Origin of the sequence: Pseudomonas sp. GD04015, from assembly GCF_029837675.1 — a bacterium.
Classification (GTDB): Bacteria; Pseudomonadota; Gammaproteobacteria; order Pseudomonadales; family Pseudomonadaceae; genus Aquipseudomonas; species Aquipseudomonas paralcaligenes.
The window spans coordinates 1-21,078 of record NZ_JAOEEE010000049.1 but is presented as its reverse complement, the minus strand read 5'-3'; the positions used below and the strand labels follow the sequence as shown (position 1 = coordinate 21,078).

General features: G+C 70.3%; 17 protein-coding genes. 10 read left to right on the top strand and 7 right to left on the bottom strand.

What is annotated here, in order from left to right; genetic code table 11:
- The first annotated feature begins 22 nt into the window (after positions 1-22).
- Positions 23-1,024: an AraC family transcriptional regulator gene (locus N7640_RS24065; protein ID WP_279904249.1), complete on the top strand. Its 1,002-nt coding sequence runs from the start codon at positions 23-25 to the stop codon at positions 1,022-1,024.
- A gap of 332 nt (positions 1,025-1,356) precedes the next feature.
- Positions 1,357-1,515 (top strand): DUF3309 family protein, encoded by a 159-nt coding sequence (locus tag N7640_RS24060; protein WP_220811387.1) that lies wholly within the window; start codon positions 1,357-1,359, stop codon positions 1,513-1,515.
- Between the two features lie 37 nt (positions 1,516-1,552).
- Here the strand turns inward: N7640_RS24060 and N7640_RS24055 are convergent, their stop codons facing one another.
- From N7640_RS24055 to N7640_RS24045, 3 genes are all read right to left on the bottom strand, one after another.
- Positions 1,553-3,943, bottom strand: coding sequence for a TonB-dependent receptor (locus N7640_RS24055; RefSeq protein ID WP_279904248.1), 2,391 nt, complete (start codon positions 3,941-3,943; stop codon positions 1,553-1,555).
- Between the two features lie 225 nt (positions 3,944-4,168).
- Positions 4,169-5,104 (bottom strand): FecR family protein, encoded by a 936-nt coding sequence (locus N7640_RS24050; RefSeq protein WP_279904247.1) that lies wholly within the window; start codon positions 5,102-5,104, stop codon positions 4,169-4,171.
- On the bottom strand, positions 5,101-5,643 hold the full coding sequence (locus tag N7640_RS24045; RefSeq protein WP_279904246.1) for an RNA polymerase sigma factor: 543 nt from the start codon (positions 5,641-5,643) through the stop codon (positions 5,101-5,103). The genes N7640_RS24050 and N7640_RS24045 overlap by 4 nt, the downstream gene beginning before the upstream one ends.
- Positions 5,644-5,819: 176 nt before the next feature.
- Between N7640_RS24045 and N7640_RS24040 the strand changes: the two genes are divergently transcribed.
- From N7640_RS24040 to fes, 4 genes are all read left to right on the top strand, one after another.
- Entirely contained in the window at positions 5,820-6,344 is a 525-nt protein-coding gene (locus N7640_RS24040) for a sigma-70 family RNA polymerase sigma factor (RefSeq protein ID WP_279904272.1), read from the top strand.
- Positions 6,341-7,285 (top strand): FecR family protein, encoded by a 945-nt coding sequence (locus N7640_RS24035; RefSeq protein ID WP_279904245.1) that lies wholly within the window; start codon positions 6,341-6,343, stop codon positions 7,283-7,285. Before N7640_RS24040 ends, N7640_RS24035 begins: the two co-directional genes overlap by 4 nt.
- Before the next feature lie 121 nt (positions 7,286-7,406).
- Entirely contained in the window at positions 7,407-9,854 is a 2,448-nt protein-coding gene (locus N7640_RS24030) for a TonB-dependent siderophore receptor (RefSeq protein ID WP_279904244.1), read from the top strand.
- Positions 9,848-11,404, top strand: coding sequence for an enterochelin esterase (fes, locus tag N7640_RS24025; protein ID WP_279904243.1), 1,557 nt, complete (start codon positions 9,848-9,850; stop codon positions 11,402-11,404). The genes N7640_RS24030 and fes overlap by 7 nt, the downstream gene beginning before the upstream one ends.
- Before the next feature lie 49 nt (positions 11,405-11,453).
- Here fes and N7640_RS24020 read toward each other — a convergent pair whose 3' ends face one another.
- The 4 genes from N7640_RS24020 to N7640_RS24005 all read right to left on the bottom strand — a co-directional run bounded on the left by N7640_RS24020 (position 11,454) and on the right by N7640_RS24005 (position 15,945).
- Positions 11,454-12,770: a hypothetical protein gene (locus tag N7640_RS24020; RefSeq protein WP_279904242.1), complete on the bottom strand. Its 1,317-nt coding sequence runs from the start codon at positions 12,768-12,770 to the stop codon at positions 11,454-11,456.
- 150 nt (positions 12,771-12,920) lie between these two features.
- A complete protein-coding gene (locus N7640_RS24015) occupies positions 12,921-13,286 on the bottom strand; it encodes a response regulator (RefSeq protein ID WP_220811395.1) in 366 nt (121 codons plus the stop codon).
- A 7-nt stretch (positions 13,287-13,293) separates the two neighbouring features.
- Positions 13,294-14,730 (bottom strand): ATPase domain-containing protein, encoded by a 1,437-nt coding sequence (locus tag N7640_RS24010; RefSeq protein ID WP_220811396.1) that lies wholly within the window; start codon positions 14,728-14,730, stop codon positions 13,294-13,296.
- Between the two features lie 81 nt (positions 14,731-14,811).
- Complete coding sequence (locus N7640_RS24005; protein ID WP_279904241.1) at positions 14,812-15,945, bottom strand: ATP-binding protein; 1,134 nt, start codon at positions 15,943-15,945, stop codon at positions 14,812-14,814.
- 182 nt (positions 15,946-16,127) lie between these two features.
- Between N7640_RS24005 and N7640_RS24000 the strand changes: the two genes are divergently transcribed.
- From N7640_RS24000 to N7640_RS23985, 4 genes are all read left to right on the top strand, one after another.
- Positions 16,128-16,499, top strand: a complete 372-nt coding sequence (locus N7640_RS24000) for a DUF2946 family protein (protein ID WP_220811398.1) — start codon at positions 16,128-16,130, stop codon at positions 16,497-16,499.
- Between the two features lie 60 nt (positions 16,500-16,559).
- Positions 16,560-18,641 (top strand): TonB-dependent copper receptor, encoded by a 2,082-nt coding sequence (locus N7640_RS23995; RefSeq protein ID WP_279904240.1) that lies wholly within the window; start codon positions 16,560-16,562, stop codon positions 18,639-18,641.
- 278 nt (positions 18,642-18,919) lie between these two features.
- Positions 18,920-19,285 carry a hypothetical protein gene (locus N7640_RS23990; protein WP_220811400.1) on the top strand — a complete coding sequence of 122 codons (366 nt, stop codon included), beginning with the start codon at positions 18,920-18,922 and terminating at the stop codon, positions 19,283-19,285.
- Positions 19,286-19,410: 125 nt separating this feature from the next.
- A complete protein-coding gene (locus N7640_RS23985) occupies positions 19,411-21,051 on the top strand; it encodes a methyl-accepting chemotaxis protein (protein WP_279904239.1) in 1,641 nt (546 codons plus the stop codon).
- Positions 21,052-21,078 lie beyond the last annotated feature (27 nt).

The following is a 21,078-nucleotide window of genomic DNA, read 5'->3' as shown; positions in this document are numbered from 1 at the left end:
GACTTCGCAGGCCACGGTTTCGATGAGCTGGGTGAACACCGTACTGCTGGCCGCCCAGCGCATGGGCGTCGCGCCAGAGCGGGTGATGGCCGCCGCCGGCATCGCCAGCGGTGAGCTGGGCCGCGAGCGCTGGCCGATCGACCACATCACCCGGCTGTGGCGGGCCGCGGCGGCGCTCACCGGCGACCCCGGCTTCGGCCTGAAGGCCGGCGGGCTGGTGGGGCCGGCCGGGCTGAACGTGGTGAGCTTCATGGCGCAGTCGGCCTCGACCCTGCGCGAATCCATCGACGTGGTGGTGAAGTACCAGCGCCTGGTCAGCGACGGCGGGCGCCTGCAGGTGATCGCCGGCGGCGACGCCAGCTGGCTCATCTATCACCCGCGCCAGGGCGAGCTGCCGTTCAGCCCGCACCAGATCGAGGCGGTGCTGGCCGCGGTGGTGGCCATCGCGCGCTGGGTGACCAGCGCCGCCGTGCAGCCGCTCAAGGCGCAGTTCAGCCAGCCTTCGCTCGGCCCGCCCGAGGGCTACGGTGCGGCCTTCGGCTGCCCGGTCGAGTTCGAGCAGGCGTTCAACGGCCTGCTGATCGACAACGCCCTGCTGGACCAGCCGCTGCCCCAGGCCGACGCCCAGCTGGCCCGGGTCCACCAGCAGTACGCGGCGGCGCGTCTGGCCGCGCTCGCCCCGGCCGACGACCTGGTGCCGGCGCTGCGGCGCTGGCTGGCCGGCCGCATCCACGGCCAGCCGCCCGGCCGCACCGAGGCGGCCCAGGCCTTTGGCCTGAGCGCGCGGACCCTGGCGCGGCGCCTGCAGGAACGCCAGCTGGATTTCTCGACCCTGGTGGACGAGGTGCGGCGCGACGCGGCCCTGCAGGCGGTGGCCCAGGGCCGGCACTCCCTGGCCCGGATCGGCCAGTCGCTGGGTTTCGCCGAGCCCAGCACCTTCTGGCGCGCCTTCCGCCGCTGGACCGGGCGGACGCCGGCCGAGTGGCAGCGGGAGCAGGCCGGGGTGCCGGAAATCGGGGAGTGATCAGGGAGACGCGCCGAAGCAGCGAAACCAATGGCCATGTCCGAGTCGACGGTTGCGGGTGAACTCAGGCCCTGTGGGAGCGGACTTGTCCGCGAAGCTTTGTCGTGGCCCCCATTCGCGGACAAGTCCGCTCCCACAAGACTCATGGCCCAGCAGAGTGCCGCCCAGCCGCTCCCGCGGGGGTACCGCGCTCGCCGGCAACACTCGATTGGGGCATGCCCAAACAAATAGTCCGAACCGCCGTCGCGGCCGCCGGGTCGATATTTTCGTGAGGCCGGAACAGCCCCTAGGGGCACCGCCTGACGTACGACCCCGACTACAAGGAGCGCGTCATGACCCTGGGAACCATACTGCTGATCGTTCTGATCCTGCTGCTGATCGGTGCCATTCCGGCCTGGCCGCACAGCCGCGCCTGGGGCTACGGCCCGTCCGGCGGCCTCGGCCTGGTGGTGGTGATCCTGCTGGTCCTGTTGTTGCTGGGCTACATATGACGAAGCGGGGCCGCCCCTTGCCGGGGCGGCTCCGTGGTCAGAAGTCGATGTCCAGCGTACTGCCGACCACCCGTTCGCGACCCACGGTCGCCAACTGGTAGCCCGGCTCATCGTAGCGATAGAGGACGTATTCCTCGTCGGTGACGTTGTTGGCCCACAGGGTCACGCGCCACTGGTCGCCGGCATAGCCGGTGCGCAGGTTGAGCAGGGTGTATACGGGCAGGCGATCCTTGGCTGCGCCTTCGAGCTGCGAGCGCGAGGTGGTGGTGCCGGTGTACTTGAGGTCGCCGCCGATGAACCAGCCGCTGCCGTGCTGGTAGTCGGCGCCCAGCGCCGCCGTCCATTCCGGCGCCTGCGGGAAGGGCTCGCCGGCCAGGTCCAGCGCCACGCCGTTCTGCACGAAGCTGAATTCCTCGAACTCGGTCTTGGCCAGGCCCACGGACGCGAACACGTCCAGCCCGGTGGCCGGCTGCAGGCCGAGTTCCACCTCGAAGCCGGTGACGTTCGACTGGCCGGCATTGACCACCACGTCGCTGGTGAAGTCGCCGGGCACCTGGGGCACGTTGACCTGCTGGTCCTCCCAGTCCAGGCGGAACAGGTTGGCGTTCAGCCGCACCCGGCCGTCGGCCCACAGCGAGCGGTACGACAGCTCGTAGTTCCAGGCGTACTCGGGGTCGTAGTCGTAGACCTCGTTGATCAGGAAGTTGGTGGCGGTGCCGCCGCCGCGATAGGCGCGCTGGACGACGAAGCCGACGTTCTGCTGCGGGTCGATCTGGTACTGCACGCCGAGCTTGGGCAGCCAGGCATCGTAGTGGGTGTCGCCGCCGCTGCCGCTGTTCCTGACCAGGGCGCCGGTGGCCCGGTCGACCCGCTGGCTGACCGAGTGGTAGTCCTGCTTCTCGTAGTCGTAGCGCAGGCCGCCGATCAGGGTCCACTGCTCGGTCAGGTGCCAGTTCATTTCGCCGAACAGGGCGTAGTTGTCTACGTCGCTGCTGCTGCGGTCGCGGCGCTGGTAGCTCTCCCAGGAGCGCTGCTGATGGCGCCAGGTCTTTTCCTCACCGCTGTTGATGTACAGCCCGGCCACCGCCGAGTAGCGGGTATCGTCCCAGTTCAGGCGCAGTTCCTGGGCGATCTCGCGCTCGTCGATGTCGCCGGTGGTGCCCAGGTCCACCGAGGGGCGGCTGGTCTCGGTCTTCACGTGGGTGGTCAGCGAGGTCAGGGTCAGGCCCTCGCCGAGCGGCTGGGTTATCTCCAGCGCGGTGTTGTGGTTGAGGGTGCTGCGCGCCTCGCTGAACAGCGCGTCGCTCTGGTGGCCCCACTCGCGGTCGAAGTAGCCGACCCCGCCGCTGGGGCCGTCGACGTCGGCGTAGGCGGGCGAGTCGTAGCTGCGCGAGTGGCTGAGCAGGACGCGCACGCCGTCCTCGCCGTGGGGCTGGAACAGCAGCTTGCCGCGCACCTGCCAGTAGTCGTCGTCCTCCCGCTCGTCGAGCCGGGGCATGCCGTCGAAGAACGGATAGTCGATGCCGCCGTCGGCGTGGCTGCGCTCGGCGGCCAGGCGGAAGGCCAGCCGGTCCTCGACCAGCGGGCCGGAGATCATCGCTGCGTAGCCGCGGGTGTCCAGGCTGCCGGCGGTGCCGCGGGCCGCGCCTTCCCAGTGGTAGGTCGGGTCCTTCGACTCGATTCGGATGGCGCCGGCCAGGGCGTTGCGCCCGCTGACGGTGGACTGCGGGCCGCGCAGCACCTCGACCTGCTCCACGTCCCACAGGCCCAGCGCGCCGCGCCGTGCGCCCTGCATGGTCTGCGCCACGCCGTCCACGTAGACGGTGGCCAGCGGGCGGCCGGCCGGGCCGCCGACGCCCTCGGAGTTGATCCCGCGGATGATGTAGCCGGAGTCGGCCCAGTCGGCGTCGCGTACGTTGGCCATCATGCGGAAGGCGTCTGGCAGGTTCTGGATGCGCGCCTGCTCGATCTGGTAGGCGCTGACCACGGCCACGCTGCTGGTGGTCTGCTGCAGGTCGCGCTCGATCTTCTCGCCGCTGATCAGGATCGGGGTGAACTCCATCGCCTGGCCGACCGGGACGGCGCCGGCCTGCAGGGTGACGGTACGGGCGCCGGTGAAGCGGTAGCCCAGGCCGGTGCCGGCGAGCAGCTGGTCCAGCGCCTGCTGGCGATCCATGCGGCCGCTGACGGCACGGGAGCTGAGGCCCTGGGTCAGCGCCGCGTCGTACAGCACCTGGGCGCCGCTGGCGACGCCGTAGGCGCTCAGCGCGTCATCCAGGCCCTGCGCCGGGATGTCGAAGCTGAGCTGCTCGCTCTGCGCGGCGGCCGTCTCCGCGGCCCAGGTGACGGGCGCATGGCCCAGCAGCGCGGTGCAGGCGAGCAGGATGGAGCTGGCCAGGCGGCTCCTGGGCGGAAAAGGCGTTGGCATGTGATCTCCCCGGTGTCATCGAACAGGTGCGGATGAAAAGCGTTCCTATTCGATAGACGCTCGCCACAGCGCCGACCCGCAATCGCGGACGGGGATTTTTTGGCTGGGCCCCGATTGGGTGTGCCCCCCTTTGTGGGAGCGGACTTGTCCGCGAATGGGCTCCACAGAAAAGCTTCGCGGACAAGTCCGCTCCCACAGGGCAGGGGGTGTGTGCGACAGCGGGTTTTAGCGCAGCACGATCCAGTCGCCCGGCAGGCGGGTGGCGTCCAGGCCGAGGCTGCTCTGGATGTGGGCCAGTGCCTCGTCGGGGCGCTGCAGGTGGAACACGCCGCTGACCGGGCGGCGGGCCAGGTCGGCGTCGGCCAGGACGACGCGGCCGGCGCGGTAGCGGTTCAACTCCTCCACCAGCTCGCCCAGCGGGCGCTGCTTGAAGATCAGCACGCCCTGGCGCCAGGCCAGCGCTTCGGCGCTGTCGACCGGCGCCGGGCGGCCATCGTCGAGGGCGTCGTAGCGCAGTTGCCGTCCTGCCTCCAGGCGCTGCGGGGCGCGCCCGGCCAGGCGCACGGCGACCGCGCCCTCGCTGCAGGTCACGCGCACGCCCGCGCCCTGGTGGCGCACCTCGAACACGGTACCGAGTGCAGTCACGCTGCCGTCGTCGGCCTCGACCACGAAGGGCCGGGCCGCGTCGTGGCTGACATGGAACACCGCGGCGCCACCGCTCAGCACGACGCGCCGGCGCTCGGCGCTGAAGTCCAGGTTCAGCCGGGTGCGGGCGTCCAGTTCGATGCGGCTGCCGTCCTCCAGGCGGATCTCGCGGCGCTCGCCGACGCCGGTGCTGTGGTCGGCGAGCCAGGCGCGGGCGTCGATGCGCTGCCCGGCCTGCAGCCAGGCGAAGCCCAGCACCAGGACGCAGGCGGCCAGACCCGCGCCGAGCGGCCGCCAGCGGGACCGGCGGCGCGCCGGCGCGCGGGGTAGCTCGCCCAGTTGGCGCCACAGCTGCGCCGCCTCTCGGTAGGCCTCGGCGTGGGCGGCGCTGGTCGAGCACCACTCGCGCAGGGCGCGGGCGTCCTCGACCGTCGCCTGGCCGGAGGTGAGCCGGGCGACCCAGGCGTTGGCCTCGCGGGCCAGGTCGAGCGGGTCGCTGGAGCGGTGCGGGGTCATGTCGGCGGCGTCTCGCGGCGTGGCGCCGGGGCGCCGCCCTGTTGCCGCAGGCGCTGGGCGCAGTGGTCCAGGGCCCGGCGCACTTCCAGCTCGACAGTGCGCAGGCTGACGCCGAAGCGCTGGGCCAGGGCCTTGTGCGGCTGGCCTTCGAGGCGGGCGGCGAGGAACAGTTCGCGGCGCCGTTCCGGCAGTTCCTCGAGGATTTCCGCCAGGCGCTGCAACTGCTGGCGGTCGGAGATGGCCTGCTCGACGTTCGGCGCCTCGTCGGGCACCTCCAGCAGCAGTTCGATCTCCACCGGGTCGAGCAGGCGGCGGGCGTTGGCGCGGGCATCGTCGATAGCAAGGTTGGCGGCCATCCGGCGCAGGTAGGCCAGCGGGTTGTCGACCGGCTCGCCGGAGAGGCGGTTGAGCTTGAACCAGGCGTCCTGCAGCAGGTCCTCGGCGGTGGCGCTGCAGCCGGTGCGCCCGGTCAGGTAGCGGGCCAGGTTGCGCCGCTCGGCGATGAAGCAGGCCAGGAGGGAAGGGTATTGCTGCGACATCGCCGGGGTGATCCAGACCTGCAGGAAAGTCGCCGACAGCTTAGCGATTCGGCGAGTCGGACTCAATTGCCAGTCATTCTCGACTCGAACGCGGCGCGGACCCCTCTTGGCTTGTTGTTGATAATTATTATTAAATAGGATTTTTCTCATCCACAGGTGCGAACGTGTCCGTCGCCATGCCATCCGAGATCGAGGGGCGCCGCCAGGTCGGCGCGCTGTACAGCCAGCACCACGGCTGGCTGCACGGCTGGCTGACGTCGCGCATGGGCAACGCCTGCGAGGCGGCGGACCTGACCCAGGACACCTTCGTCCGCGTGCTGCTGGCCGTCGGCCGCAGCGAACAGGCCCTGCGCCTGGAGGCGCTGCAGGAGCCCCGTGCCTACCTCACCACCGTGGCCAAGCGCCTGCTGCTCAACCACTACCGGCGGCAGTCGCTGGAGCGCGCCTGGCTGGAGGCCCTGGCGCGGATGCCCGAGGCCGAGGCGCCGGCGCCCGAGCAGCAACTGCTGATGCTGGAGGCGCTGTACGAGATTGACGCCATGCTCGACGGCCTCGACGGCCGGGTGCGCGAGGCCTTCCTGCTGGCCCAGCTGGAGGGCCTGACCTACGTCGAGATCGCCGGGCGCCTGGGCGTCTGCGAACGCAGCATCAAGCGCTATGTGGCCCAGGGGCTGGCCCACTGCATGCTGGCGCTGGCATGAGCGGGGCGCTCGACCCCCGGGTGATCCACCAGGCCGCCCAGTGGTTCGTGCAGCTGCATTCGCCGGGGGCCAGCGCCCGCGAGCACGAGGAATGCGCGCGCTGGCGGGCCAGCCATGCCGACCACGAGGCGGCCTGGCAGAAGGCCGTGCACGTCAGCCAGCGCCTCGGCCAGGTGCCGGCCGGGCCGGGCATGACGGCCCTGGCCCGGCGCCAGCGCATCGACCGCCGCGACCTGCTCAAGACACTGATGATCGCCGGCGCCGCCCTGCCGTTCGCCTGGGCCGGTTACCGGGGTGCGAGCGCCCAGGGCTGGCTGGCCGACTACCGCACCGCGCCCGGCGAGCGGCGCGAGTTGGCGCTGGCCGACGGTTCCCGGCTGCAGCTCGACGGCGCCAGCGCCATCGACCTGGCCTACGACGTCGATTGCCGCCGCCTGCAGCTGGTGCGCGGCCAGGCGCTGTTGCAGATGGTGGACGAGACGCGGCCCTTCGTCGTGCGCACCGAGCACGGCTGCGTGCGCGGCCAGGCGGCCCGCTTCAACCTGCGCGAGGAGGCGGACGGCACCCGCCTGGCAGTGCTGGAGGGGCGCCTGGAAGTGCGCCCGCGCGACTCGGAACAGCCCCCGCTGCAACTCCAGGCCGGCCAGCAGGTGCGCTTCGACGCGCGCCTCGCCGGCCCGGTGCAGGCCCTGCAGGAGTCGCCCGACGCCTGGACCCGGGGCGTGCTGCACCTGCGGGACGGCCGCCTGGACGAGTTCGCCGCCGCCCTGCAGCGCTACCGTCCCGGCTTCGTCACCTGCGCCGCCGAGGTGGCGGGGCTGCGCCTGTCCGGCACCTTCCAGCTGGACAACGCCACGCCGGTGCTCGACAGCCTGCCGCGGATACTGCCGGTGCGGGTGGTGCATCGCACGCGCTACTGGGCGGCGATCCTGCCGGCGTGAACGGCGGCCTTCTTCCACGATCGCCGCACGCATCCGCAAAAAATCATCGTCGCCTGTCCCCTTCCGGCGGCTCGGGTGTCAAGGCAGCAGAACCACTGCCAACCCATAAAGAGTCGAACCCATGTCATCACCTGATCTCCATCGGTCTTCCGATTCGTCCCGGGTCGCTCTGCGGCCCTGCGTCGTCGCCGTGCGCCACGGCCTGCTGGCCATGCTGCTGAGCGCCGCGCCGTTCGCCATCGCACCGTTGCAGGCCGCCGACAGCGCGGTCGCCAGCCACGCCTACAGCGTTGCGCCGGGCAGCCTGGGCGGCGCGCTCGCCAGCTTCGCCGAACAGGCCGGGGTCAGCGTCGCCGTGTCGCCCGAACTCACTGCCGGCAAGCGCAGCGTCGGCCTGCAGGGCCAGTGGCCGGTGGCCGAGGGTCTGCAGCGCCTGCTCCAGGGCTCGGGCCTGGAAGCCGTGCCGAGCGGCCAGGGGGTTTACGTGATCCGTCCGTTGCCGGAAGCCAACGGCACCGTCGAGCTGGGCAGCACCAGCATCGTCGGCCGTGGCCAGAACGCCTACGGCCCGGTCGACGGCTACCTGGCCGAGCGCAGCGCCGCCGGCACCAAGACCGACACGCCGCTGATCCGCACGCCCCAGTCCATCTCGGTGATCACCCGCGACCAGCTGGACAACCAGGCCGTGACCAACGTGGCCCAGGCCCTGCGCTACAGCGGCGGCACCTTCGCCGACTACCGCGGCTCGTCGCACCGGGTCGACGAGGTCTACGTGCGCGGCTTCGGCTACGCGCCGACCTACCTCGACGGCCTCACCGTGGGCGGCGAGTCCTACACCCAGGTCGACCCCTGGTTCCTCGAGCGGGTCGAGCTGATCCATGGACCGGCCTCGGTGCTCTACGGCCAGGCCAACCCGGGCGGCCTGCTGGCGCTGACCAGCAAGCGTCCCTCGGCCGAGGCAAAGAACCGTGTGCAGCTCGGCGTCGGCAGCGACTCCCTGCGCCGCGGCGCGTTCGACCTGAACGGCAAGCTGGACGAGCAGGGCACGCTGCTCTACCGGGTCAACGGCCTGCTCTCCAAGGGCCAGTCCGAGGTCGACCACATCGACGAGGAGCGCCACGCCATCGCCCCGTCGCTGACCTGGCAGCCCAACGAAGACACCAGCCTGACCCTGCTGGCCTACTACCAGAACGACCCCGACGCGGGCTATCGCAACTTCTGGCCCACCGACGGCGTGGCGAACTCCGGCCCGCACGGCCGCATCTCCCGTCACCTGGACATCGGCGACCCGGACTTCTACCGCTCCGAGCGCGAGCAGTCGTCCATCGGCTACCTGTTCGAGCACCGCTTCGGCGACCTGCTGACCTTCCGCCAGAACCTGCGCTACCTGAAGGAGAACGAGCACTACAAGCAGCTCGTCTTCATGTTCATGAGCGACGACCGCACCCTGGAGCGCATCCCGGCGGACAGCCGAGCGCAGATGGAGCAGGTGGTGCTCGACAACCAGCTGCAGTTCGATTTCGCCACCGGCCCGCTGCAACACACCCTGCTGACCGGCGTCGACTACAAGCGCACCCACCGCGACGAGACCGACGACCGCGACTTCAGCTACCGCGGCAAGTACCCGCTGGACGCCTACGACCCGCGCTACGGCGTGGACATCGGCGACCTCTCGGCGAACGTCGACAGCACCCGGCGCGCCGACCAGATCGGTGTCTACCTGCAGGACCAGATCGAATTCGGCAACTGGAACCTGCTGCTCGGCGGCCGCCACGACCGTGCCCGCAGCCGCACCGACGACCGCCTGGCGGGCGAGCGCCAGTCGTTCAACGACGAGAAGTTCACCGGGCGCGCCGGCCTGCTCTACGCCTTCGAGAGTGGCTTCTCGCCCTACATCAGCTACAGCACCTCGTTCGAGCCGGTGCTGAGTTCGCCCGAGCCGGGCCAGCCGGCGTTCAAGCCGACCACCGGCGAGCAGACCGAGGTCGGCCTGAAGTACCAGCCGCCGGGCACCGAGGCGATGTTCAGCGTGGCCCTGTTCGACCTCACCCAGCAGAACGTGGTGACCTACGACGGCAGCTGGTTCCCCAGCCAGACCGGCGAGATCCGCACCCGGGGCGTGGAGCTGGAGGCCCGTGGCAACCTGACCGACAACCTGGAACTGGTCGGCGCCTTCACCCACCTGGAGCCGGAAGTGACCAAGACCACCCGCCCCGGCGTGGAAGGCAAGGAGCCGCCGCGTACCCCGGCGCACCTGGCCAGCCTGTGGACCACCTACCGCTTCGACGGCGGCGTGCTGCCGGGCCTGTCCGCCGGTGCCGGCGTGCGCTACATCGGCTCCAGCTACGGCGACCAGTACAACGAGTACAAGGTCGACTCCGTAGTGCTGCTCGACGCCATGCTCGGCTACGACCTGGGCAAACTGGCTGCCGACCTGGAGGGCGCATCCGTCCAGCTCAACGCCAGCAACCTGACCGACAAGGTGTACGCCGCCTCCTGCGCCGCGATGGACACCTGCTTCTACGGCGCCAGCCGCACCCTCACTGCCAGCGTGAACTACGCATGGTAGGCCGGATGCCGTTGCTGGCCGGCGTGCTGCTGCTCGGCCTGGGGCTGCACGCCCAGGCCGGGGAGGCGCGCCACTACGAGGGCCGGCTGGACGGGCAGGGCGCACATGAGATCAGGCTGCAGTTCGGGCGCGGCGACTACCTGAGCGGCGAGCTGCCCAGCGCCGCCGTGCAGCTCGACCTGCAGGACGAGGCGGGGCGTCACCTGCGCCGCCTGGTGGCGGGCGATGCCGGCCGGCGCGCCTTCCAGCTGGTGGCGCCGGCGCGCGCGGGCTATCGCCTGCGTCTGCAGGGCGCGGCGGGTGCCGAATACCGCCTGCGCCTGGCGGCGGTCACCCCGCTGGCGGACCAGCGCGTGCCACGCACGGAGCTGGAAAGCCCGCGGCTGCGCGCACTGCAGGCGGCGCTGGCGGCGGGAGAGGGCAGCGCTGCCTTCTGGGCCGAGATGGGTGAGCGCGGCACGCCGCTGATAGAACCGCTGGACGAGCACGAGGCGCTGGTGACCTTCCTCTGGCGCGGCGCCGAGCGCAACGTCCGGCTGTTCGGCGGCCCCGGCTACGACCACTCCGAGCTGGCCCGCCTGGGTGATTCGGACGTCTGGTTCGTCACCTTCCGCCTGCCGCGCGCGACGCGCCTGGCCTACCAGCTGGCGCCGGACGTGCCGGAGCTGGACGCCGACCCCGGCACGCGGCGGCGGGCCATCCTCGCCACCGCCCAGGCCGACCCGCTCAACCCACGGGTCTATCCGGCCCGGGGCGCCGATGCGTTCCAGCACGACTCGCTGCTGGAGCTGGACCAGGCGCCCGCGCAGCCGTGGAACGACCAGCGGTCGGACGTGGCGCGGGGCAGCGTCGAGCGCCATGTGTTGGCCAGCCGCATCCTCGGCAACCAGCGCGCGGTGCACCTCTACCGGCCGCACGGCTACCGGGCGGGCGCGGCGGACAACCACCTGCTGTACCTGTTCGACGCCGAGGCCTACCTGGGCAAGGTGCCGACGCCGACCATCCTCGACAACCTGATCGCCGCCGGGCGCATCCCGCCCATGGCCGCGGTGCTGATCGACAACGCCAGCCCCGAGGCGCGCGGCGTGGAGCTGCCGCCCAACCCGGACTTCGCCCGCTTCCTCGCCGAGGAGCTGCGGCCCTGGGTGGCCAAGCAGGGGCTGGAGGCGCCGGCGGCGCGCACGGTGATCGCCGGCTCCAGCTACGGCGGCCTGGCCTCCAGCTACGCGGCGCTGCGCCACCCGGAGATCTTCGGCAACGTGCTCAGTCAGTCGGGTTCCTACTGGTGGTCGCCGCCGGGGCAGGAGCCGGAGTGGCTGACCCGCGAGTTCGTCCGCTCGCCGCGCCTGCCGGTGCGCTTCTACCTGGAGGCGGGGCTGTTCGAGGCCGGCAACGGCCAGCTGGGCATCTTCGACACCACCCGCCACCTGCGCGACGTGTTGCAGGCCAAGGGCTACGAGGTCCGGCACCGGGAGTGGGCCAGCGGCCACGATTACCTGAACTGGCGCGGCACGCTGGCGGAAGGGCTGATCGAGCTGTTCGGGCGCTGAGAGCCCTGCCCACGATCGCCTGACGGCAGGTCGTGGGCAGGCTCCAGGTTCACCACAGCAGCGGCTGGGGCAGGCTCTGCCAGAACAGCCAGCGATGCCGCTCCAGGTGTTCGCCGGTGCCGATCTGCCAGGGCGCCTTGCGCCCGGCGTCCAGCTCGATGACGCTGAGGAAGCCGGCGCAGGTGGCGGCCACCAGCGTCTTGCCGTCGGCGGAGATGTCCATGGCGCCGACGGTGGAGCCGATGAAGTGCTGCCAGCGCTCCTCGCCCCGTTCGTCGAAGGCGCGCAGGTAGCCGTGGGCGTCGCCGACGATGAACTCGCCGTCGCGGTGCACGCCAGCGTAGACCCGCGCGCCTTCCTGCAGGGTGGGTGTGCGCGGGTCGTCCGCGTAGTAGTCGGTGTCGAGGCCCGGCAGGTCGGCCACCGCCACGCCCAGGGTGGCGCCGTTGTAGAAGTGGCAGGCGTTGAAGATCACGCGCGAGCCGTCGCGGCTGAACAGGGCGAAGTGCGGGTATTCGCCGACCGGGCCGATCTGCGCCTGCGGTTGCAGGTCGGCGTCCAGCACCAGGTGGCGGCCGTCCTGGCAGCCCAGGGCGATCCAGCGGCCGTCGGGGGAGATGGCCGCGTGCTCCATGGACAGGCCCCAGGGCATGTCGTCGGCCTCCCAGTCGCCGTTGGCCAGCGCCTCTTCCATCTGCTCGCGCGAGGGCAGCAGGCGGCGGGCGCCCGCCTCTGCGAGCACGAAGATGCCTTCGCCGCTGACCAGCAGCACCCGGCGGCCGTCGGGGAAGGGGATCAGCTGGGTCGGCGCCGGCGGTCCGTCGAGCGCCCGGCCGGACACGCCCTCGGGCAGGTCCTCCAGGCCCGTCGGCCAGGCCAGGCGCAGCACTTCCGGCCCGCCCCAGCCATCGACCACACGCACGCCCTGGGTGTTGGCCAGGGCGAAGTAGCGGCGCGCCGGGCAGCGGCCGAAGAAGTCGACGCCAACGATGCGCTCCACCTGGTCGCCGTCGATGCGCACCACATGACCTTCCTGGTAGGACGCGCCGACGCGCGCCAGCAGGCCGCCGTCGTCGAGCAGCGCCAGGGCGCAGATCTGCGTGCCTTCGGCGTCCAGCAGGGGGATCAGGGGCAGGTGCGCGGGCGGCCAGTCGGCGCGGAACGCCTCGCGCTCGGCGGCGCTGGCGCCCGGCGCGTTGATGGCCTGCAGGGCCTGGCGCAGCGGCCCCAGCAGGTGCTTGGTGGGCGCCATCTGCGGTTCTTCGCCGACGTTGTCCCAGCCGTCGCGCAGGCCGCGTTCGACGAACGCGTTGATGGCCTCGGCGTAGCCGAGCACCTGGTTCTTCCATTGCTGTTGGGCGTTCATTGCGGAGTCCTTTCTCGGGGCCATGTCCTGCTGACCGCTGCGCACGGCAGCCATGGGGTTCGCACCGATGCGCGGGAATGGCTTCTGTAGGGACTGCCTGTGTAGCCGATGCGCCGTTCCCTGGCGCGGGCCGGGCTCACAGTTTCGGCTTCAGCCCGCCGGGCCGACCAGTTCGCGGACCTTGGCGATGATCTGGTCGACTTCGAAGGGCTTGTCGAACACCTCGGCGAACAGCTCCGGCGTGGCCCGGCCGATGCTGCCGTGGGCACCGCTCATCAGCAGTATCGGCAGGTCGGCGGTGGCGGGTCGGCTGCGGATGGCCCTGGCGAACTCGACCCCATCCATCACCGGCATCATGAAGTCGGTGATGACCAGCGAGGGCCGTTCGCGGTCGAGCACCTCCAGGCCACGGCGGCCATTGGTCGCCTTGACCACCATGTAGCCTTCATCCTCCAGCGCGTAGCCGAGAATATCCGCGATCAGATATTCGTCATCGACTATCAGGATGGTCGTCATGCTCTACTCATCTATCCGCTGTCGCGGTGCCGGTGAGGACCGCGCTTGCATTCCTGAAGGTCTTTTCGAGGCGGATGCCGCGTTCGCCGATCACGGCTTCCAGCAGGGCCGGATCGTAGGTGCTGTCCCTCATCTTGAGAATCGAAAGGGAGCGCTTGAGTTCGGAATTCATTTCCACGAAGCGCATCAGCAGCAGATTGTCGACCAGGCTGGACAGTTCCGGCGCCGGCGCGTGGATCTCCGAGCCGAACAGATCGCGCATCTCCCAGGTGGCCATCACCGTCACGCCGCGGGCGCGCAGCTCGTTCATCAACGCGCTGAAGAACTCGATGAGGCGGGTCTGGTTGGTCGCCACCCGGGCCATGCCGCCCAGGCTGTCGAGCAGCACCCGGCGGATGCCCAGGCGCTCGACCGTGTCGAGCAGCTTGAGGCCGAGGGCGTCGAGCAGGCCGGAAGTGGTGGGCTGCCAGACGATGTGCAGGGCGCCGCTGTCTTCCAGCGCCTGCAGGTCGTATCCCAGCGCGTGGGCCTTCAGGCGCAGGCGCTGCGGGGTCTCGTAGAAGCCGAAGTGCAGGCCCGGCGCCTCCGGGCTGCTCTGCGCCAGGAAGCTCAGGCCGATGCTGGTCTTGCCGACGCCGGAGGGGCCCATCAGCAGGGTCACCGAGGACTCCGACAGGCCGCCCTCGATCTTCTCGTCGAGCCCGAGAATGCCGCTGGGGACGCGCTTCAGCTCCGCGCTGTCCGGCCGCGAGGGGCTGGCGTAGAGGCTTTCCAGACGCGGATAGATGGTGACGCCATCGTTGCTGATCTCGCACTCGTGCAGGCCGGACAGCGCGCCGCTGCCGCGGGTCTTGCGCAGCTGGATGCGGCGCACCGAGCGGCTGCCGTGCAGTTCCTCGCCGATCTCGACCACGCCGTCGACCATGGTGTGCTCGGGGCTGCCGTCTTCCAGGCGGGCGCTGGTGATCAGCAGCACGGTGCAGCCGGCGAAGGCGGCGTGGCCCTGCAGCTCGGAGATGAATTTCTTGGTGTCCAGCGGGGACTCGGCGCGGGAGCGGGCGTTGAGCACGCCGTCGACGATCAGCAGGGTGGCCTTCTGCCGGTTGATCTCGCGGCGCAGCAGGCGCACCACCTCGTCGAGCCCCTCGTTCTGCATGGTGTCGAAGGCGCTGACGAACTGGATTTCGCTGCCCACCCGCTGCGGATCGAAGAAGCTCAGGGTGGAGAGGAACTGGAACAGGCGGTCGTGGGATTCGGCCAGCAGGGTCGCCACCAGCACACGGCCGCCGTCGCGCACGTGGTTGAAGGCGATCTGATTGGCGAGGATGGTCTTGCCCGATCCTGGGCGGCCCTGAACGATATAAGAAGCGCCGCTGACCAGACCCCCTTTCAACAGGAGATCAAGGCCATCGATGCCGCTCTGAAGGCGTTTTAACTGTTCCAAGTTCGTTCCATCTCTCTAGCGGGTAGCGGCACGCCGATGCGCCGCGGATGGCCGCACTTTACCGGCAAGGCGGCGCGACGACTAGCTGGCCGCGGGCAGGTAGAGCGTCATGCGGGTGCCGTTGCCGGGCTCGCTTTCGACCCTGATGGTTCCCCCGGCGTTCCGGGCGAATCCATAGACCTGGCTCAGGCCCAACCCGGTGCCCTTGCCGAACTGCTTGGTGGTGAAGAACGGCTCGAAGATGCGGGCCTGCACCTCCGGCGCGATACCGGGGCCGTCGTCGCTGACCGAGATCAGCACGAAGTCGCCGCGCAGCTCCGCCCATTCGCCTTGCAGCGAACGGTTCTCCGCGCCCAGGCGGATGCAGCCGCCCTGTTCCATGGCGTCGCGGGCGTTGAAGATCAGGTTGAGCAGGGCCATTTCCAGCTGGCTGGGGTCGACCCGCACCGGGTGCAGTGCCGGCTCGATCGCCGCTTCCAGGCGGATCCCTTTGGGCAGCGCCTGGCCGAACAGAGTGGAGGCGGCCTTGAGCACCGGCTCCAGTTCGATCTGCTGGGCCTCCGGATTTCGCCGCCGGGCGAAGGTGAGCAGGTGCTGGGTCAGCTCGCGTCCGCGCATGCCGGCGGTGTGGATGTTGTCGAGCAGGGCGTGGATGCGCTCGGGGTTGTCGCTGCGCAAGGCTAGCTCGGTGGCGCCGATGATCACCGTGAGCAGGTTGTTGAAGTCGTGGGCCATGCCGCCGGTGAGCTGGCCGAGCGCCTCCATCTTCTGTGCCTGGAACAGCTGGGCGCGGACCTCGTCCATGCGCAGCTGCGCGTCGTGGCGCTCGGTCATGTCGCGGGTGATCTTGGCTAGGCCGATCAGGCGGCCGGTGTCGTCGTGGATGGCGTCGAGGGCGGTCAGTGCCCAGAAGCGCGAGCCATCCTTGCGCACGCGCCAGCCTTCGTCCTGGGCGCGGCCCTCGCTGAGGGCGGTGGCGATCAGGCGCTGGGCGCGGCCCTCGCGCCGGTCCTCGGCGGGGAAGAACATCTCCAGGTGCTGGCCGATCACTTCCCAGGCCTCGTAGCCCTTGATCCGCTCGGCGCCGCTGTTCCAGGTCATGATCCGGCCCTGGGGGTCGAGCATATAGATGGCGTAGTCGACCACGGCCTTCACCAGTAGCTCGTAACTGCGCTCGATCAGGCTGCTGGGGAGGCGTGGAGGTTCGTCGGCCATGGTGTTCTCGATCGATCCCGAAGATGCCGGGTTGGGTATGCATTGTAGAACCGCGCCGGGGCGGGTGCCTGTCGACTGGTTCAGAGACGGAGCAGCCAGATTACGCCGGATTCGCCCCGGGTGCGACGCCATGTCCGCAGCGCCGCCGCCGGGCGCTGGCTAGAATGGCCCGCAGCAGAAGGATGCCCGCCCTGAATCCACTCAGCCGCAGTACCCGCGATTGGCTCTACGCCTTTGCCCTGGTGGGCATGCTGCTGCGCGTCGGCATGCCACTGTGGGCGCTGCCGCAGATGAGCGAAGGCGGCTTCATGCTGCTGTGCACCTCCCAGGGCATGCAGTGGCAGATGGGCGACATGGACGACGATGGCGTCTCCGGCCTGCAACTGCCCTGCGTGCAGTGCGGCGCGCACCTGGCCAGCCTGGAGTCCATACCCTTCGACCCGCCCGCGCCGGCGGTGGCCGCGCCCCAGCGGCCACGCTTCGCCGAGGCGCTGGCGCTCAGCCCGCCGTTCCTGGTGGCACCGCCCGGCCGGGCGCCCCCGGCATTTTCCTGAACCGCGTCGACATCGCCCTCCCCGGGAGGGCATCGCGTTGTCTCACATTCGGGAAATATCATGAATCCGTTCGTATTCGGGCCGGCCCGTGCCGGCCGCCTGCCCTTCGTTCTATCCGCACTGACCCTGGCCATGGCCGCTCCGGCGCTGGCCGAGCACGCCGCTCACGCCGAGCTGGCGCCCACCGTGGTCACCGCCGTGCAGCAGAGTTCGCCGCTGACGGTGATCGCCGACCCGCGTGACGCCCGCCAGCCGGTGCCGGCCAGCGATGCCACCGACTACCTCAAGACCATCCCCGGCTTTTCCGCCATCCGCAGCGGCGGCAGCAACGGCGACCCGGTGCTGCGCGGCATGTTCGGCTCGCGCATCAACCTGCGCACCAACGGCGGCCTGATGCTCGGCGCCTGCCCCTACCGGATGGACGCGCCCAGCTCCTACATCGCACCGGAGACCTTCGACAGGCTGACCGTGATCAAGGGCCCGCAGACCGTGCTCTGGGGCCCCGGTGCCTCGGCCGGCACGGTGCTGTTCGAACGCGAGCCGGAACGCTTCGGCGAACTCGGCAGCCGCCTGCACGCCAGCCTGCTGAGCGGTTCCAACGGCCGCCTGGACAAGGTGCTGGACGGCGCCGTCGGCGGCGAGCAGGGCTACCTGCGCTTCGTCGGCAACCAGGCACGGTCGGACGACTACGAGGATGGCGACGGCGACACCGTGCCCTCGCGCTGGAAGAAGTGGAACGGCGACCTGGCCATCGGCTGGACGCCCGATCCCGACACCCTGGTCGAGCTGTCCGCCGGACGCGGCGACGGCGAGGCCCGCTATGCCGGGCGCGGCATGGACGGCGCCCAGTTCGAGCGCGAGAGCCTGGGCCTGCGCTTCGAGAAGTCCGGCCTCGGCGGCGTACTCGACAAGCTGGAGGCGCAGCTCTACTACAACTACGCGGACCACGTGATGGACAACTTCAGCCTGCGCGTGCCGGACCCGCACGGCATGATGCCGATGCCCATGGCCTCCCAGGTGGACCGCCGCACCATGGGCGGACGTTTCGCCGCCACCTTCGCCTGGACCGACGTCGAGCTGGTAGCCGGCGTCGACGCCCTGCGCAGCGAGCACCGCGCGCGTGGCTCCCGCTACGAGATGATGGGCGACCGCTTCGTCGACGCCGACCGCTTCCCCTGGAGCAAGGATGCGGTCATGCACGACTACGGCGCCTTCGGCGAGCTGACCTGGCAGGCGGCCGAGCGCAGCCGCGTGGTCGCCGGTGCCCGGCTCGACCGCGCCTCGGCCAAGGACCATCGGCAGAGCGTCAAGGGCATGATGATGAGCCGGCCGAACCCGACCGCCGGTGAGACGCGGGCCGACACCCTGCCCAGCGGCTTCGCCCGCTACGAGCACGACCTGGCCGATTCGCCGACCACCTTCTACGCGGGCCTCGGCCACGTGCAGCGCTTCCCCGACTACTGGGAGCTGTTCTCCGCCGGCACCGGCCCGGTGGGCGCGGCCAACGCCTTCGACGGCATCGAGCCGGAGAAGACCACCCAGCTCGACTTCGGCGTGCAGTACGGCGGCGAGCACCTGCAGGCCTGGGCCTCCGGCTACGTCGGCCAGGTGCGCGACTACATCCTGTTCGACTACAGCGGCGCGATGGGCGGCTCGCGGGCCGACAACATCGACGCGCGCATCATGGGCGGCGAACTGGGCGTCGCCTACGCGCTCAGCGAGCGCTGGAAGACCGACGCCACGCTGGCCTACGCCTGGGGCAAGAACAGCTCCGACGGCCAGGCGCTGCCGCAGATGCCGCCGCTGGAAGCGCGCCTCGGGCTGACCTACCAGCGCGACGACTGGAGCGCCGGCGCCCTGTGGCGCGTGGTGGCGGCGCAGCACCGGGTGGACGAGGGCAAGGGCAACGTGGTCGGCCAGGATTTCGGCGAGAGCGCCGGCTTCGGCGTGTTCTCGCTCAACGGCGCCTATCGCGTCAGTTCGAACCTTAGGCTCAGTGCCGGTGTCGATAACCTGTTCGACAAGGATTATGCCGAGCACCTGAACCTGGCCGGCGACGCCGGTTTCGGCTATCCGGCCGATCCGGTGGCCATCGACGAGCCGGGCCGGACGCTCTGGGCCAAGGTCGACCTCGACTTCTGAAACAGGTGCCGCGCGCCCTGGCCTTCCGAGCCATCGCGGCGCGCGGCGCACCTCCGGCGACTCCCCGCGGGCGACGGCTCGCGTCCCCGTTTTCTCTCTCCTCTTCGTGCAATCTGCAACCAGGCAAGACCCCGTCGTGCATTCTGCATGGTGTCGACTGGCTGTGTGATGTTCATAAGTCATTGATAATAAAGTAATTATTTTTAAATCCCGGATTGGCACAAGGGCTGCACTGGCAAAGGTCCTGAAACACACATCACCACCGGGAGTAGAGAGAGATGCAACTCGCGATCAAGGAATTCTTCGACGCCTTCCCTGCCCACAGCGTTTCGATCAAGCCTCGCCCCGACGGCATGCTGCTGCTGACCCTGACCAAGGAAAACGAGGTCGAGCTGGTCAAGGCGATCGACAGCGCCGCCATCTTCAACCCGTCGAGCGTGCGCGAGCTGATCTTCGACGTGACCCTGAGCCTCAAGCTGGCCAACGGACAGGCCATCGAGAAGGACGACGGCGACCGCTGGGGCCTGCGCAACCTGCCGACCTTCACCGGCGGCCCGATCCACGTCACCGCGTCGCGCATGCTGGTGCACAAGCGCAAGATGGAGCTGATGCAGAAGCAGCGTCGCGAGGCCGTCGCCGTCTGAGGCACCCTGCGGCATGGCGCGGGCGAGCGGAGCAGGCATGAGCCACTAAAGTTTTGCGTGCGACAACCGCCACAGTAGGAAGGCCGCCGATAGACGCGGCCCCTACCGTCGGATGGAACTGCCGTATGCTCCTGCGCAATCTCAGCCTGCAAGCCAAGCTCCTGCTGGCGTTCACCCTGGTGAACCTGATCAGCATCGCCGCCTTCATCAGCTACGCCCAGTACGCCAAGTCCCAGGACATCCGCGCGCAGATGGACAACCGCCTGCGCGCGGCGGCCCACGCGGTGCCGCGCCTGCTCGGCGATGACTATCTGGACCGCGCCCGCAGCGCCGATGGCCTCAGGGACGGCGAATACCTGGCCCAGGTGCGCAACCTCGGCGAGTACGCGGCCGAAGTGGACCTCAAGTACGCCTACACCCTGATGGTGGATGCCGGCGGCCAGGTGTCCTACCTCTCCGACGGCGCCAGCGACGACGACATCGCCTCCGACACCTACGCCAAGCATCTCGAACACTACGCCGACGCCAGCCCGGCGGTGACCGCCGCCGCGCGCAGCGGCCAGGTGCAGTTCGACGAATACACCGACAGCTACGGCAGCTTCCGCTCGATCTTCCTGCCGCTGCGCACCGCCGGCGGCCAGCCCTACGTGGTGGGCGTGGACGTCACCCTCGACAGCCTCGACCAGGCCATTCACGACAGCCTGCGCAGCCTCCTGCTGATCGGCGCCGCCACCCTCGGCGTCGGCCTGCTGCTGTCCTGGCTGGCGGCGCGCATGCTGGTGCGCGGCATCCGCCAGCTCACCGGGCAGCTCAACCGCATCGCCGACAACCGCGACCTGTCGCGGCCCATCGCCCTGGTCAGCGGCGACGAGCTGGGGCAGATGGGCGAGCGCCTGTCCGGCCTGCTGCAGGACCTGCGCCAGACCCTGGCCGGCGCCTCCGGCATGGCCGACAGCAACCAGCAACTGGCCGACACCTTCCTGCTGCGCGCCGACGACATCACCCGGCAGATCCAGCAGGCCGCGGGGCAACTGGCCGACGTCGACCAGCACGGCCAGTCGATCCAGCACGCGGCCGGGCATTCCTCCAGCCTGTCCGGCGCGGTGCGCGCCAACCTGGAACGCGCCAGCGGCGAACTCAGCCGTGCCCACCAGGAACTGCAGCGGCTGATCGGGGATGTGCACGGCAGCACCTCGGCCAACGTCGAACTGGCCTCCGACCTCGACGGCCTCAGCCGCGAGGCCGAGCAGATCGGCCAGGTGCTACAGATGATCGCCGGCATCTCCGAGCAGACCAATCTGCTGGCCCTCAACGCGGCCATCGAGGCGGCCCGTGCCGGCGAGGCGGGGCGCGGCTTCGCCGTGGTCGCCGACGAGGTGCGCAAGCTGGCCGGCCAGACCCAGACGGTGCTGGGCGACGCCCATCAGGTGATCGACAAGGTAACCGGTTCCATCCGCCAGATCGCCCAGCGCATGGGCAGCACCGCCGAGCGCTCGCGGGCCCTGGCCGGCGACGCCGACGAGGCCCTGGAGGCGCTCGATGCGCTGGTGCGGCAGATGGGCCAGGTCAGCACCACGGTGGACCAGGCCCTGGCCAGCAGCGAGGAAATCCAGCACGCCGTGGCCGACATGTCCGGCCGCCTCGGCGGCATGCGCGATGCCTTCGAACACACCCGCCAGGACGTCGACGCGATCAACCGCTCCGCTGCCGAGCTGGGCGACACCGCCCGCGCGCTGAAGGGCGGGCTGGGCGTGTTCCGCACCTGATCCCAACCCTCGGTAGGGTGCGCCGCG

Bases quoted from the DNA above. Each gene is read 5' to 3' on its own strand.
- N7640_RS24065 (WP_279904249.1), top strand. From the start codon at position 23: ATGAGCTGGGTGAACACCGTACTGCTGGCCGCCCAGCGCATGGGCGTC.
- N7640_RS24060 (WP_220811387.1), top strand. From the start codon at position 1,357: ATGACCCTGGGAACCATACTGCTGATCGTTCTGATCCTGCTGCTGATC.
- N7640_RS24055 (WP_279904248.1), bottom strand. From the start codon at position 3,943: ATGCCAACGCCTTTTCCGCCCAGGAGCCGCCTGGCCAGCTCCATCCTG.
- N7640_RS24050 (WP_279904247.1), bottom strand. From the start codon at position 5,104: ATGACCCCGCACCGCTCCAGCGACCCGCTCGACCTGGCCCGCGAGGCC.
- N7640_RS24045 (WP_279904246.1), bottom strand. From the start codon at position 5,643: ATGTCGCAGCAATACCCTTCCCTCCTGGCCTGCTTCATCGCCGAGCGG.
- N7640_RS24040 (WP_279904272.1), top strand. From the start codon at position 5,820: ATGCCATCCGAGATCGAGGGGCGCCGCCAGGTCGGCGCGCTGTACAGC.
- N7640_RS24035 (WP_279904245.1), top strand. From the start codon at position 6,341: ATGAGCGGGGCGCTCGACCCCCGGGTGATCCACCAGGCCGCCCAGTGG.
- N7640_RS24030 (WP_279904244.1), top strand. From the start codon at position 7,407: ATGTCATCACCTGATCTCCATCGGTCTTCCGATTCGTCCCGGGTCGCT.
- fes (WP_279904243.1), top strand. From the start codon at position 9,848: ATGGTAGGCCGGATGCCGTTGCTGGCCGGCGTGCTGCTGCTCGGCCTG.
- N7640_RS24020 (WP_279904242.1), bottom strand. From the start codon at position 12,770: ATGAACGCCCAACAGCAATGGAAGAACCAGGTGCTCGGCTACGCCGAG.
- N7640_RS24015 (WP_220811395.1), bottom strand. From the start codon at position 13,286: ATGACGACCATCCTGATAGTCGATGACGAATATCTGATCGCGGATATT.
- N7640_RS24005 (WP_279904241.1), bottom strand. From the start codon at position 15,945: ATGGCCGACGAACCTCCACGCCTCCCCAGCAGCCTGATCGAGCGCAGT.
- N7640_RS24000 (WP_220811398.1), top strand. From the start codon at position 16,128: ATGCCCGCCCTGAATCCACTCAGCCGCAGTACCCGCGATTGGCTCTAC.
- N7640_RS23995 (WP_279904240.1), top strand. From the start codon at position 16,560: ATGAATCCGTTCGTATTCGGGCCGGCCCGTGCCGGCCGCCTGCCCTTC.
- N7640_RS23990 (WP_220811400.1), top strand. From the start codon at position 18,920: ATGCAACTCGCGATCAAGGAATTCTTCGACGCCTTCCCTGCCCACAGC.
- N7640_RS23985 (WP_279904239.1), top strand. From the start codon at position 19,411: ATGCTCCTGCGCAATCTCAGCCTGCAAGCCAAGCTCCTGCTGGCGTTC.